This is a genomic window from Bordetella avium, from assembly GCF_034424645.1.
In the GTDB taxonomy this organism is placed as follows: Bacteria; Pseudomonadota; Gammaproteobacteria; order Burkholderiales; family Burkholderiaceae_B; genus Bordetella; species Bordetella avium.
Map to the genome: position 1 here is coordinate 1,428,598 of NZ_CP139969.1, position 13,092 is coordinate 1,441,689.

6 protein-coding genes, 2 tRNA genes and 3 rRNA genes are annotated in these 13,092 nt (G+C 56.7%); 7 read left to right on the forward strand and 4 right to left on the reverse strand.

Annotation, left to right across the window (positions count from 1 at the left end):
• Positions 1–146: 146 nt before the first annotated feature.
• The 5 genes from U0029_RS06900 (at position 147) to rrf (ending at position 5,391) form a co-directional block, all read left to right on the forward strand.
• Positions 147–1,677 (forward strand): 16S ribosomal RNA (locus U0029_RS06900).
• Between the two features lie 92 nt (positions 1,678–1,769).
• A tRNA-Ile gene (locus U0029_RS06905) sits at positions 1,770–1,846 on the forward strand.
• Positions 1,847–1,853: 7 nt separating this feature from the next.
• A tRNA-Ala gene (locus tag U0029_RS06910) sits at positions 1,854–1,929 on the forward strand.
• Between the two features lie 331 nt (positions 1,930–2,260).
• Positions 2,261–5,142, forward strand: a 23S ribosomal RNA gene (locus U0029_RS06915).
• Between the two features lie 136 nt (positions 5,143–5,278).
• Positions 5,279–5,391 (forward strand): 5S ribosomal RNA (gene rrf / locus U0029_RS06920).
• Together the 16S, 23S and 5S rRNA genes with 2 tRNA genes alongside form the textbook arrangement of a ribosomal RNA operon.
• Before the next feature lie 470 nt (positions 5,392–5,861).
• On the opposite strand, the gene U0029_RS06925 is transcribed toward rrf, so the two are convergent.
• The 4 genes from U0029_RS06925 to U0029_RS06940 all read right to left on the reverse strand — a co-directional run bounded on the left by U0029_RS06925 (position 5,862) and on the right by U0029_RS06940 (position 11,392).
• Positions 5,862–6,860, reverse strand: coding sequence for a LysR family transcriptional regulator (locus U0029_RS06925; protein WP_114852768.1), 999 nt, complete (start codon positions 6,858–6,860; stop codon positions 5,862–5,864).
• A 367-nt stretch (positions 6,861–7,227) separates the two neighbouring features.
• Entirely contained in the window at positions 7,228–8,247 is a 1,020-nt protein-coding gene (locus tag U0029_RS06930) for a histone deacetylase family protein (RefSeq protein WP_114852746.1), read from the reverse strand.
• A gap of 16 nt (positions 8,248–8,263) precedes the next feature.
• Positions 8,264–9,574: an MFS transporter gene (locus U0029_RS06935; RefSeq protein WP_012417886.1), complete on the reverse strand. Its 1,311-nt coding sequence runs from the start codon at positions 9,572–9,574 to the stop codon at positions 8,264–8,266.
• 291 nt (positions 9,575–9,865) lie between these two features.
• Entirely contained in the window at positions 9,866–11,392 is a 1,527-nt protein-coding gene (locus U0029_RS06940) for a class I SAM-dependent methyltransferase (protein ID WP_236824156.1), read from the reverse strand.
• A 163-nt stretch (positions 11,393–11,555) separates the two neighbouring features.
• Here U0029_RS06940 and U0029_RS06945 point away from each other — a divergent pair, with 163 nt between their 5' ends.
• Positions 11,556–12,227 carry an HD domain-containing protein gene (locus U0029_RS06945; protein ID WP_236824155.1) on the forward strand — a complete coding sequence of 224 codons (672 nt, stop codon included), beginning with the start codon at positions 11,556–11,558 and terminating at the stop codon, positions 12,225–12,227.
• A gap of 138 nt (positions 12,228–12,365) precedes the next feature.
• Positions 12,366–13,001, forward strand: a complete 636-nt coding sequence (locus tag U0029_RS06950) for a helix-turn-helix transcriptional regulator (protein ID WP_114852749.1) — start codon at positions 12,366–12,368, stop codon at positions 12,999–13,001.
• Positions 13,002–13,092: the final 91 nt, after the last annotated feature.

The following is a 13,092-nucleotide window of genomic DNA, read 5'->3' on the forward strand; positions in this document are numbered from 1 at the left end:
GCGCAACGTCAGGCTTAGGTCTGACGGGAAGCGAAACTATCAAGTGCTCATATAGAAGTAAGGTTTAGTTTTTCGAAACTATCACCTCACTTCCTTTGAGCAAGCGAAAGTCGTCGTTAAGAGATTAACGGCGCAACACAGAGATTAAACTGAAGAGTTTGATCCTGGCTCAGATTGAACGCTGGCGGGATGCTTTACACATGCAAGTCGAACGGCAGCACGGACTTCGGTCTGGTGGCGAGTGGCGAACGGGTGAGTAATGTATCGGAACGTGCCTAGTAGCGGGGGATAACTACGCGAAAGCGTAGCTAATACCGCATACGCCCTACGGGGGAAAGCGGGGGACCTTCGGGCCTCGCACTATTAGAGCGGCCGATATCGGATTAGCTAGTTGGTGGGGTAACGGCTCACCAAGGCGACGATCCGTAGCTGGTTTGAGAGGACGACCAGCCACACTGGGACTGAGACACGGCCCAGACTCCTACGGGAGGCAGCAGTGGGGAATTTTGGACAATGGGGGAAACCCTGATCCAGCCATCCCGCGTGTGCGATGAAGGCCTTCGGGTTGTAAAGCACTTTTGGCAGGAAAGAAAAGGCGCAGGCTAATACCTTGCGCAAATGACGGTACCTGCAGAATAAGCACCGGCTAACTACGTGCCAGCAGCCGCGGTAATACGTAGGGTGCAAGCGTTAATCGGAATTACTGGGCGTAAAGCGTGCGCAGGCGGTTCGGAAAGAAAGATGTGAAATCCCAGAGCTTAACTTTGGAACTGCATTTTTAACTACCGAGCTAGAGTGTGTCAGAGGGAGGTGGAATTCCGCGTGTAGCAGTGAAATGCGTAGATATGCGGAGGAACACCGATGGCGAAGGCAGCCTCCTGGGATAACACTGACGCTCATGCACGAAAGCGTGGGGAGCAAACAGGATTAGATACCCTGGTAGTCCACGCCCTAAACGATGTCAACTAGCTGTTGGGGCCTTCGGGCCTTAGTAGCGCAGCTAACGCGTGAAGTTGACCGCCTGGGGAGTACGGTCGCAAGATTAAAACTCAAAGGAATTGACGGGGACCCGCACAAGCGGTGGATGATGTGGATTAATTCGATGCAACGCGAAAAACCTTACCTACCCTTGACATGTCTGGAATCCCGAAGAGATTTGGGAGTGCTCGCAAGAGAACCGGAACACAGGTGCTGCATGGCTGTCGTCAGCTCGTGTCGTGAGATGTTGGGTTAAGTCCCGCAACGAGCGCAACCCTTGTCATTAGTTGCTACGAAAGGGCACTCTAATGAGACTGCCGGTGACAAACCGGAGGAAGGTGGGGATGACGTCAAGTCCTCATGGCCCTTATGGGTAGGGCTTCACACGTCATACAATGGTCGGGACAGAGGGTCGCCAACCCGCGAGGGGGAGCCAATCCCAGAAACCCGATCGTAGTCCGGATCGCAGTCTGCAACTCGACTGCGTGAAGTCGGAATCGCTAGTAATCGCGGATCAGCATGTCGCGGTGAATACGTTCCCGGGTCTTGTACACACCGCCCGTCACACCATGGGAGTGGGTTTTACCAGAAGTAGTTAGCCTAACCGCAAGGGGGGCGATTACCACGGTAGGATTCATGACTGGGGTGAAGTCGTAACAAGGTAGCCGTATCGGAAGGTGCGGCTGGATCACCTCCTTTAAGAGCTAAGTGCTCGCATTAAGTGTCCACGCTTATCGGTTGTTTGAATATAGCTGCGAAGGATCGAACAGATCCGGAAGATTTGAAGTCTGGGGTCTGTAGCTCAGTCGGTTAGAGCACCGTCTTGATAAGGCGGGGGTCGTTGGTTCGAATCCAACCAGACCCACCACGAATACGGGGGTGTAGCTCAGCTGGGAGAGCGCCTGCTTTGCAAGCAGGATGTCATCGGTTCGATCCCGTTCACCTCCACCAGTTACTTTTGATTCGGTTGATGCCGGATTGGAAGTGAGGCGGTTAGAGAGAGGTTTCATCCTTCGCGAGTCTGAGGTTAACGGTTAAGGTTGCGAGCAGTCTTAATCGTTAGGTTTAGGCCTGACAGCTATATATGTTCTTTAACAATTTGGAAGAAGCACAACGTAAAGTGTTTATCGAGTAATCAAGGGAACTTGACGAAGATGAATACGGGTTGTGATTGCATGATTATGTTCCAAGTCTCAAGCTGACCAGAGATGGTCAGAGCTTTTGAACTTAAGAACGGCACAAACGCGAAATGACAGCAACCTATAAGACTCAAGTGTTATAGGATCAAGCGACTAAGTGCACATGGTGGATGCCTTGGCGATCACAGGCGATGAAGGACGTGGTAGCCTGCGAAAAGCTACGGGGAGCTGGCAAACAAGCTTTGATCCGTAGATGTCCGAATGGGGAAACCCACTGCGCAAGCAGTATCCCTGACTGAATACATAGGTCAGTGGAAGCGAACCGGGTGAACTGAAACATCTCAGTAGCTCGAGGAAAAGAAATCAACCGAGATTCCGATAGTAGTGGCGAGCGAAATCGGAAGAGCCTTTACGATTTAGCCATCCGTATAATCGAACAGTCTGGAAAGTCTGGCCGTAGCAGGTGATAGCCCTGTAGATGAAATGCGGGTGGTGGAACTAAGCGTAAGAGAAGTAGGGCGGGACACGTGAAATCCTGTTTGAAGATGGGGGGACCATCCTCCAAGGCTAAATACTCGTGATCGACCGATAGTGAACCAGTACCGTGAGGGAAAGGCGAAAAGAACCCCGGAAGGGGAGTGAAATAGATCCTGAAACCGTGTGCATACAAACAGTCGGAGCCTCCTTGTGGGGTGACGGCGTACCTTTTGTATAATGGGTCAGCGACTTACATTCAGTGGCAAGCTTAACCGAATAGGGAAGGCGTAGCGAAAGCGAGTCCGAATAGGGCGTTGAGTCGCTGGGTGTAGACCCGAAACCAGATGATCTACCCATGGCCAGGTTGAAGGCACGGTAACACGTGCTGGAGGACCGAACCCACTAGTGTTGAAAAACTAGGGGATGAGCTGTGGATAGGGGTGAAAGGCTAAACAAATCTGGAAATAGCTGGTTCTCTCCGAAAACTATTTAGGTAGTGCCTCAAGTATTACTGCGGGGGGTAGAGCACTGTTATGGCTAGGGGGTCATGGCGACTTACCAAACCATGGCAAACTCCGAATACCCGCAAGTACAGCTTGGGAGACAGAGCACCGGGTGCTAACGTCCGGACTCAAGAGGGAAACAACCCAGACCGCCAGCTAAGGTCCCAAATTATCACTAAGTGGGAAACGAAGTGGGAAGGCATAGACAGTCAGGAGGTTGGCTTAGAAGCAGCCACCCTTTAAAGAAAGCGTAATAGCTCACTGATCGAGTCGTCCTGCGCGGAAGATGTAACGGGGCTAAGTGATAAACCGAAGCTGCGGGTGTGTACTTTGAGTACACGCGGTAGGAGAGCGTTCTGTAAGCCTGCGAAGGTGGCTTGTGAAGGCTGCTGGAGGTATCAGAAGTGCGAATGCTGACATGAGTAGCGATAAAGGGGGTGAAAAGCCCCCTCGCCGTAAGTCCAAGGTTTCCTGCGCAACGTTCATCGGCGCAGGGTGAGTCGGCCCCTAAGGCGAGGCAGAGATGCGTAGCTGATGGGAAGCTGGTTAATATTCCAGCACCGTCGTACAGTGCGATGGGGGGACGGATCGCGGAAGATCATCAGGGTGTTGGATGTCCCTGTTGCTGCATTGAAGATGGCGCTTAGGCAAATCCGGGCGCGTAAATCAAGGGTGTGGCTCGAGCGAGCATGTCTCGCGAAGTGATTGGAAGTGGTTCCAAGAAAAGCCTCTAAGCTTCAGCTGTACGAGACCGTACCGCAAACCGACACAGGTGGACGGGATGAATATTCCAAGGCGCTTGAGAGAACTCGGGAGAAGGAACTCGGCAAATTAATACCGTAACTTCGGGAGAAGGTATGCCCCGGTAGTGTGAGGCGCCTGCGCGCTGAGCATGATGGGGTCGCAGAGAATCGGTGGCTGCGACTGTTTATTAAAAACACAGCACTCTGCAAAGACGAAAGTCGACGTATAGGGTGTGACGCCTGCCCGGTGCCGGAAGGTTAAGTGATGGGGTGCAAGCTCTTGATCGAAGCCCCGGTAAACGGCGGCCGTAACTATAACGGTCCTAAGGTAGCGAAATTCCTTGTCGGGTAAGTTCCGACCTGCACGAATGGCGTAACGATGGCCACACTGTCTCCTCCCGAGACTCAGCGAAGTTGAAGTGTTTGTGATGATGCAATCTACCCGCGGCTAGACGGAAAGACCCCATGAACCTTTACTGTAGCTTTGCATTGAACTGTGAACCGGCCTGTGTAGGATAGGTGGGAGGCGCAGAACTCGAGTCGCCAGATTCGAGGGAGCCGTCCTTGAAATACCACCCTGGTTTGTTTGCGGTTCTAACCTTGGTCCGTTATCCGGATCGGGGACAGTGCATGGTGGGCAGTTTGACTGGGGCGGTCTCCTCCCAAAGTGTAACGGAGGAGCTCGAAGGTACGCTAGGTACGGTCGGAAATCGTGCTGATAGTGCAATGGCATAAGCGTGCTTGACTGTGAGACTGACAAGTCGAACAGGTGCGAAAGCAGGACATAGTGATCCGGTGGTTCTGAATGGAAGGGCCATCGCTCAACGGATAAAAGGTACTCTGGGGATAACAGGCTGATACCGCCCAAGAGTTCATATCGACGGCGGTGTTTGGCACCTCGATGTCGGCTCATCTCATCCTGGGGCTGTAGCCGGTCCCAAGGGTATGGCTGTTCGCCATTTAAAGAGGTACGTGAGCTGGGTTTAAAACGTCGTGAGACAGTTTGGTCCCTATCTGCCGTGGGCGTTGGATACTTGACGGAGCCTGCTCCTAGTACGAGAGGACCGGAGTGGACGTACCTCTGGTGTACCGGTTGTCATGCCAATGGCATTGCCGGGTAGCTAAGTACGGAAGAGATAACCGCTGAAGGCATCTAAGCGGGAAACTCGTCTGAAGATTAGGTATCCCAGAGACTAGATCTCTCTAAAGGGTCGTTCAAGACCAGGACGTTGATAGGTCGGGTGTGGAAGCGCAGTAATGCGTTAAGCTAACCGATACTAATTGCCCGTGCGGCTTGATCCTATAACTCTTTAGTCTTACATATACGATTGCTGGCCATACGCGCCAGTGCCGTCTGAACATACATCAACGCAACCCGCGTGACGCTTCTTCCAAATTCAAGCTGTTGACAACAGCGTCAACTGCTTAGCCAGTTACGCCTGACGACCATAGCAAGGTGGCCCCACTCCTTCCCATCCCGAACAGGACAGTGAAACGCCTTCGCGCCGATGATAGTTGGTTTACGCCTGTGAAAGTAGGTCATCGTCAGGCTTTTATCCCTCAAAACCCCACAAGCTACCGCTTGTGGGGTTTTGTTTTTGCGCTTCACCCTTGCGCTGGCCCTTGCCGCACCCCCTGCCTGCGCGGCTCGCCTTCCCCCAGGCGCCACGCCCCAACACCCTCTCAGCCTGCGAAAACCCGGTGCCTGCTCGGCGCCGCCCTATTTGGGCCGGGAGGGAGAGGGCGAGAGCTTGTGGGGATCTTGGGCGGTGCGCAGAACGCTTATCCGGAGCTTGGAGCCGAACCGGAAATGCCAGTTTCAACATTATGTTGAGCGGTTGGTATCCGTCTACTCATGCTTTGGCCCGCTAGACTACGCATGACGATGCCGCACAAAAATCGTTTGCGATGAGGCCGGGCTGCTTGGGGGCTGGATCGGCTGGGAAAGCGTGGGTATACCGAGTAGGGCGGAGGGCCTTGAACAGTGTCAAGGGCGCTTCTGGACGACGATGTCGCTTGATTCAAGAGCTGATGAGAATGGGATTGGCCGGCAACTGGCGTTCGATTGGGGCACGCTCCAGGAATCGTTCGAACGAGTCCAGGAAGGCTTGTTCGGCGGAATTCAGTTTGCGTTCTTTATGCCAGGCCAAAAATACGTCGATCTCGGCGATGGGATGTTCAGGGGGCAGACGCTTGAGGTCTCCCGCGATCACATCCTGGCTGATGAGGTGTTCGGGCAGGCAACTCAAGCCCATGCCGGCGATGACCATGCGGCGGATTTCTTCGACATAGGCGGAGGTGCCCACGATGCGCCCGGTGAATCCTTCCTGATCACGGAAAATCGTGAGGGGCGAGAGCGTGTCACCCAGTTGGTCACTGGCGAAGCATATGAAGTTTTGGTCTCGCAGATCGTCCAGCCGTATCTTACGGCGCGAAAAAAGTGGATGGTTGCGCCCGCATACGAGTACATAGCGATGCCGCAGTAATAGGCGATGGTCGAGATTACCGTCTATGGCTTTACGACAGAGGCATATACCCAGCGCGGGTACACGTTTGCTCAAGGCATCCAGAATCGCCGAGCTTTGCATGACATCGACGTGGAATTCCACCTTGGGATAGCGGCGATGGAATTGGCATAAAAAATCGTCATAGGCTGCGCTCTGAATTCGGCTCATCACCATCAGGCGCAGCACTCCGGCGACTTCATCCTCCTCTTGGGTTACGGCCTCGTCGATACGCGCCACCATGGAGTACATCTCGCGCGCCAGTTGATAGATTTCTTCGCCCAGGCCGGTCAGGCGGAATTCTCCGTTACGGCGATAAAGGAGCAGGCCGCCGACGGCTTCTTCAAGCCGTTTGAGGGCCTGACTCACGGCGGGCTGGCTCAAGTGCAAAGCGGTCGCCGCACGGCCGACGCCGCGTTCTTGCACAACGAACATGAAAGTGCGCAGCAGATTCCAGTCCATGCGCTCGGGAGCCAAGGTTGATGAACTGGTTTTACGAGCGATAGCGGTGGACATGAAAAGGAAACTTCCTTGAGCCGCAGTCTTGGGACCGCAGTAAATGTGTTCTGCGGCCAGCATAGCAAACTGAGGAAATAGGCATCAAACCGAGCCAGACGCTGTTGCGCTGGCTCGTGGCCGGAGACGGCGCATGGCTGAAGGCACAGCGGGGTTTGGAAGACCGGGGCGCAATCTGGGCATGCGCCGCGGCGCGTTGCCTATTCTGACCAATGTTCGGGCTTGCTGCGGTGATCGATTAAGGCATGCGCATACGCCGGCAGCTGTCGGCGGGCCCGGATCTTTGCGCGCTGAGGGCGTGCAATGAAAAACCCCCCTGCTTTAACAAAGCAGGGGGGCAGCTTGGCCTAGGCTAGGCCGGCCTGGCTTAGGCGCGCGCCATGCCGTTGAAGAAGCGTTCGGCGTTGTCTTCGAGGCCTTCGATGTAATAGCCGCCTTCTTGAACGATGATGGTGGGCAGACCAAGGCTGCCGATGGTGTGACCCAGACGCTCAAACCCGTCGGAACTGACCGCCACCATGGCTTGCGGGTCTTTCTCGAATACGTCAAAACCCAGTGAGAGCACCAGCGCATCAGGTTGGAATAGCTCGATGGCGCGGCGAGCCTGGTGCAGACGGTCGAAGAACACGCCTTCGGGCGAGCCATGCGGCATGGGCAGATTCACGTTGAAACCCAGGCCCTCGCCGGCGCCACGCTCATCTTCGAAACCGGCGACGACCGGGTAGAAGTTTTCAGGGTCTCCGTGGATCGAGACGTAGAGTACATCGCTGCGCTCGTAGAAGATCTCCTGGATGCCTTGGCCATGGTGCATGTCGGTATCCAGAATGGCGACGCGCTTGAACTTCTGAGTGAGCATTTGCGCCGCGATGGCGGCGTTGTTCAGATAGCAGAAGCCGCCAGCGGCATCGCGCCGGGCGTGATGGCCTGGAGGACGGCAGAGGGCGTAGGCATGGCGATCACCGTCAAGCAGAGCCTGGGCGCTGCCGATCGCACATTGCGCAGCCCAGTAGGCCGAGCGCCACGTATTGGGACCGACCGGGCAGCTGCCATCGGCCAGGTAGCGCGCGGCTTGCGCCAGCACGCCACGCAGGGCGTTGGGTTCACGCACGAAGATGTTAGAAACCACTTCGTTGCCCCAATCATCCGGCAGTTCTTTCCAGCGCGTATGGGCTTCTTGCAGAAAACGCAGATAGTCCAGGGAGTGCACGGCGCTGATGGCGCCTGCGCCGGCATCGGTCGGCTCAATGATGTCGAAATTGAGCTTGCGCACGCCTTCGACCAGCGCGTCCAGACGTAGCGGGACTTCTTGGGGTTTGCGCATCATGCCCCGCGAAAAATACGTTTGCGGGTGATGCAGTTTTTGATCGGGGTGGTAGAACGTTTTCATGAGTAGTCCCTACGGCTCAAGCCGCGCCGCCTTGGCGGCGATTGGCGAGGAAAAGTACCGACACCATGGACAGCAAGGAGATGCCGGAGAACAGCAGTGCCAGCGGCCACCATTGCCCCTTGAACTCCTGGGCGAGAATGGTGCCGATGATGGGGGTGAGGCCACCGAAGATAGCGCCCGAGAGCTGATAGGCCATCGAGATACCCGTATAGCGAATGCGGGTCGGGAAGCTGTCGCTCACATAGCCTGCGATCACGGCGTAGAAGGCGCCAATGAAGAGCACGGCCGAACCCACGCCCAGGGTCAGAGAGGTGCGCGTACCCATGTCCACCAGATTGAACATCAGATAGGGCGTGAACACCGACAGGAAGGAGGTGATTACCAAGAAACGCTGGTTGCCGATCCGCGTGGCGATGTAGGCGGAAATCGGCGTGATGAAGAATTGCATGACCGACACCAGCAGGAGCGAGTCCAGCACGACGGCGCGCGACAGGCCTACATATTGTGTGGTGTAGGCGATCATGAAGGTGCTAGTGAAATAGAAGCCGGCAATGCCCAGCACGTTGGAGCCGACCGCCAAGGCCAACATGCCAGGAGCGCCGCGCAGGACTTCCATGAGCGGTGCTTTGTCCTGGCTGGCTTTGCTGAGTTTGGCCTTTTTTTCCTGTTCCGCCAGAAAGTCGGGCGACTCTTTGACGCTCATGCGGATGGCAAAACCCACGATCAGCAGGGCGGCGCTGAACAGGAAGGGCACACGCCAACCCCAGCTCATGAACGCCGCGTCATCCATCGAGGTGACCAGCTTGAACATCAGCATCGACAGGATGAGACCGGCCGGGCTGCCCAATTGGGCGAAAGAGGCGAAGAAGGTGCGTTTTTTCTGGTCGGGAGAGTGTTCTCCGGCCATCAATACCGCACCGCCCCATTCACCGCCTACGGCGATACCTTGAATAAAGCGCAGTACAACCAGCAGCACAGGGGCCCAGACGCCGATTTGCGCATAGGTCGGCAAGAGGCCGATCAGCACGGTGACCGTGCCCATCATGAGCAAGGTGATGACCAGGGATTTTTTGCGGCCGATGCGGTCGCCGATGTGGCCGAATACGGCGCCACCCAAGGGGCGTGCGAAAAAGCCGACAGCGAAGGTGCCAAAGGCGGCCAGGGTGCCGTAGAAACCGTCAACCGAAGGGAAGAAGAGTTTGCCGAATACCAGCGCGGCGGCGGTGGCGTAAATGTAGAAGTCGTACCACTCGATCATGGTGCCGACGAAAGCTGCGACGGACGCACGCACGGGTTGGTGCGTGGCCGTTTGTTGATTCCCCTTCATTTCTCTCTCGATAACAGACTGACCGCAGGATTGCGGCGTAATCGGCCTCTTTATACGGCTGTCCTCGAGCATAAGAAAAATCGTATTTATTTATTCTTCATATTCATGTGGCTTATGGGTGATGCCGGTCAGAACAGATTCCCGGCAAGCCGACGCGGCTAGGGTTTCAGAAAATCTTTTTTTATCAGTGGGTTAATAAACGCTGAGAGGGATTTGCAGCATGCCCAACAAGGCGTTTGCCGCGCTGAGAGCGCGGTAAAAACGTTTGCTGTATTAGTGAAATCCCGGGGGTCAGAGTATGCCCATTGCGCGCAGAAGAGGCAGGCGATTGCGCTCGAAATGCTGGGCTATCGAACGCAGATGCTCGATGTTGTCGTCTTCGGTCTCCAGGGCCTCACCCTCTTTGAGCAGCCTTTGGCCGTTTTGCTTGAGTATGCTCCAGGTGGCTTGCACCCAGTCTTCGGGATGGCTGCTTGTTTCTCGCGCCAGGATCAGCAGACGTGCGATGCGGTCGATGGAGAAGCCCCCGCCTGTGGCCGGGTTGGCCAGATACTGCAGCGCATCGTTGTGCTTTGCTTGGCGCAGAATAAGCCGGTTGATGGCCTGCGTTCGCGCCAGGGTTTGTTCGATTTGCGAGTCCTCCTGGGCAGGCGAGAGATGGCCAGCGGCCATCAGGATGAGCAGGGTCTCATGCAGTTGGGCGCCGGTAATGTTGTGGCCTGCAAGCTGGGCTTGCAGCTTGCCAATGCGATGCGCTTTATGGTCTTGAAGGATGTCTAGCACCGGGCCTGCGATGGATTCGCGCAGGGTGGCTTCACGCACTCCGCCGCTCACCGTTGTGGAAATGCTCTCGCGCAGGCTGGTCAGAATGACCCGTTGGGCGGCGATCTGTTCGCTTTGTTCCGCAGCGGGTAATACACGAGGCCCCTTGACCCAGTAATCCTTGCGGAAGTTGCGGCTGACCATGAGGTCCCGCACATCCTGGTAAAAGGTGCGATCGTGGACCTCGGCCAGCAGGGCTCTTTGCTCTTCAGTGGTGCTCAGGGCTTCTATTTGGTCGAGCGGGTCGGCACTGCAGACGAAATCAAGTTTGGCCGAGCGCATCCAGTCTGCAAGCTGTGAGAAAGACGTAGGAGTCCAGTCGCGATTGAAGTACTCGTGCAGCAGATAGTGCACATCATGCTTGCGCATGTCCTGGGTGCGGGACGTAAGCAGCGGCGCGGCGCGCAGATAGAGCGGATCGCTGGCGAGGAGTTTTTCGGTGAAATCCAGGGCTTGATGGGCGCGTTCGGGCCAAGTGCCGTGACCCATGTAGCGGGCGTGGTTGGTGAGCAGCTGTCGCAGCGGGATGAAGGGCGCCCATCCGGGCAAGGTGTTGTAGCTGATATAGACGACGCCGCCCAGTTTCAGCTTGCGGCGGATGAAATCCACGATGACCTGCCGGTTATCGTCGGAGATCCAGGACCAGATGCCGTGCAGGGCAATAAAGTCAAAGTCGGGTAGATCGTCGCGCTGTGCGTAAGCATCGAAAGCGTCATCGCGCAGCACGGCGGGATTGCCGCTTTCCCTGGCCAGAGCCTGGGCAAAAGCCGCATGCTCGGGATTGAAGTCAGTGCCATACCATTGCCAGCAAGAAGCGCTGGCGTGGATATTGATGCCCAGTCCTTGCCCGAAGCCGAGTTCGCAGGCTACGCCGCATTCCGGGAAGGCGACGCCAGCCTGTAGCATGACCTGCTTCAGCCAGAGCGGATTGAGTTCACGGTAATAGCCGTGGACATAGGGGATGTCGACGGTGTAGCCTGCAGTCCAATTTTGCATTGTGGTTCGCGATAAAAAATAGGGCAGCATGACGTGCTGAACAGAGGGGGGGATGACATGCGAGATAATTCAGACGTAATCGCTAAGGCCTGACGGGATGGTGAAATCTCGGACTACCGCGCAGGGCTGGGCGGCCCGGGCGCGTCGCTTGGCGGATGCGGAGATGGCGCAGGACCCCGCGCACGATCTGAATCATTTGGACCGGGTCTGGTCAACGGCCCGGCAGTTGTTGCTGTCACATCCCGAGGCGGACGCCGTTGTCGTGGCGATTGCCTGTTACCTGCATGATTTGGTGAACCTGCCTAAAAACAATCCTCGCAGGGCCCAGGCATCAGCGCTGTCGGCGGATCGCGCGCGCGTATTGCTTGTGCCGGCAGGTCTGGACGAGCTGCGCATTCAGGCGGTCGAGCATGCGATTACCGCGCATAGTTATTCGGCGGCGGTGACACCCCGCAGCGTGGAAGCTTGGATCGTGCAGGATGCCGACCGGTTGGATGCGTTGGGCGCGGTGGGCCTTGCCCGGATGTTTTCGATCGGTGGCGCGCTCGGGCGGGCACTGGCCCACCCGACAGACCCGCTGGCCAGGGCGAGAGAGCTCGATGATGGCCGCTACACACTGGATCATATCGAGCTGAAGCTGGCGGGTTTGCCCGCCAGTATGGGCACTGAGGCAGGGCGGCGACTGGGCGCGCAGCGCTTGGCGTGCTTGCGAGAGTTCCGCGCGGCCTTCGCACGAGAATGGCTATCCGAAGAGCAGGCGGGGTATCGCGCTGGCGAGGGCGTCGCTCAGAGCGTCGGTGTTTCGGCGCAGCCGCATATTGATAGCGGCGTTTGATCACGGCCAAAACGCGGGTGTGATGAACCGCTGAGCGGCCGCTGCTGGGAGCCGGCTTTCGCCGCCAGGCTTTGCTGCGTCTTGCTTGGCAGCGGGCTAATATTTGACAAAAAGTCCAGTATTGGACAAAATTTCCAAATGTCTAAGCCCGCAAGCGTGACCGAGCATGAGGCCCTGCTCGGTCAGCTAGAACAGATTGCCCTCGGCATCAGCCAGACTTTCGCGCCTTTTTGCGAGGTGGTGGTGCACGATTTGCGTGACCCGCAGCATTCGATTCTGGCCATTCACAACAATCTTTCCGGCCGGCAGAAGGGCGACCCCAGCACGGAGCTTGGGTTAGCGCGCATTGCCGATCCGGAATATCCGCAGTTGCTGACCAACTATGCGAATCAATTCGCAGACGGGCGTCAGGCAAAGAGCAGTTCCATAGGCATCAAGGACAGCAGCGGCCGCTATGTTGCGGCCTTGTGCTTGAATGTGGACCTGACGCTGTTCCGCAGTATGGAGCGTATGTTGGGGCAGTTTAGCGCCGTGACGAGTGGCGCGGCGCCTCAAGAGTCGCTGGATGCGCCCGGTGTGCAGGCGTTGCGCACCCGTATCGATCAATATGCCGCCCGCCTGGCATGCACGCCTCGTTCGCTCAAGCCCGAAGACCGCCGGCAACTGCTGCGCGAGTTGAGGGAGGAGGGCTATATGGATGTGCGCCGGGCGATGGAGGCCGTGGCTTTGCATTTGGGCGTCTCGCGTGCGACGGTGTACAGCGATGCCAAATGATGCTCGACTGATTCCCCAAGACCGTTCTGTACGGTCATCTCTCTGCCTGCCCGCCCAGGCCTTTTTCTTCAATCCGCCTCCACAACGCTGA

What these genes read in the sequence shown, in the direction of transcription:
- U0029_RS06925 (WP_114852768.1), bottom strand. Translation starts at nt 6,860, where the DNA reads ATGTCCACCGCTATCGCTCGTAAAACCAGTTCATCAACCTTGGCTCCC.
- U0029_RS06930 (WP_114852746.1), bottom strand. Translation starts at nt 8,247, where the DNA reads ATGAAAACGTTCTACCACCCCGATCAAAAACTGCATCACCCGCAAACG.
- U0029_RS06935 (WP_012417886.1), bottom strand. Translation starts at nt 9,574, where the DNA reads ATGAAGGGGAATCAACAAACGGCCACGCACCAACCCGTGCGTGCGTCC.
- U0029_RS06940 (WP_236824156.1), bottom strand. Translation starts at nt 11,392, where the DNA reads ATGCAAAATTGGACTGCAGGCTACACCGTCGACATCCCCTATGTCCAC.
- U0029_RS06945 (WP_236824155.1), top strand. Translation starts at nt 11,556, where the DNA reads ATGGCGCAGGACCCCGCGCACGATCTGAATCATTTGGACCGGGTCTGG.
- U0029_RS06950 (WP_114852749.1), top strand. Translation starts at nt 12,366, where the DNA reads ATGTCTAAGCCCGCAAGCGTGACCGAGCATGAGGCCCTGCTCGGTCAG.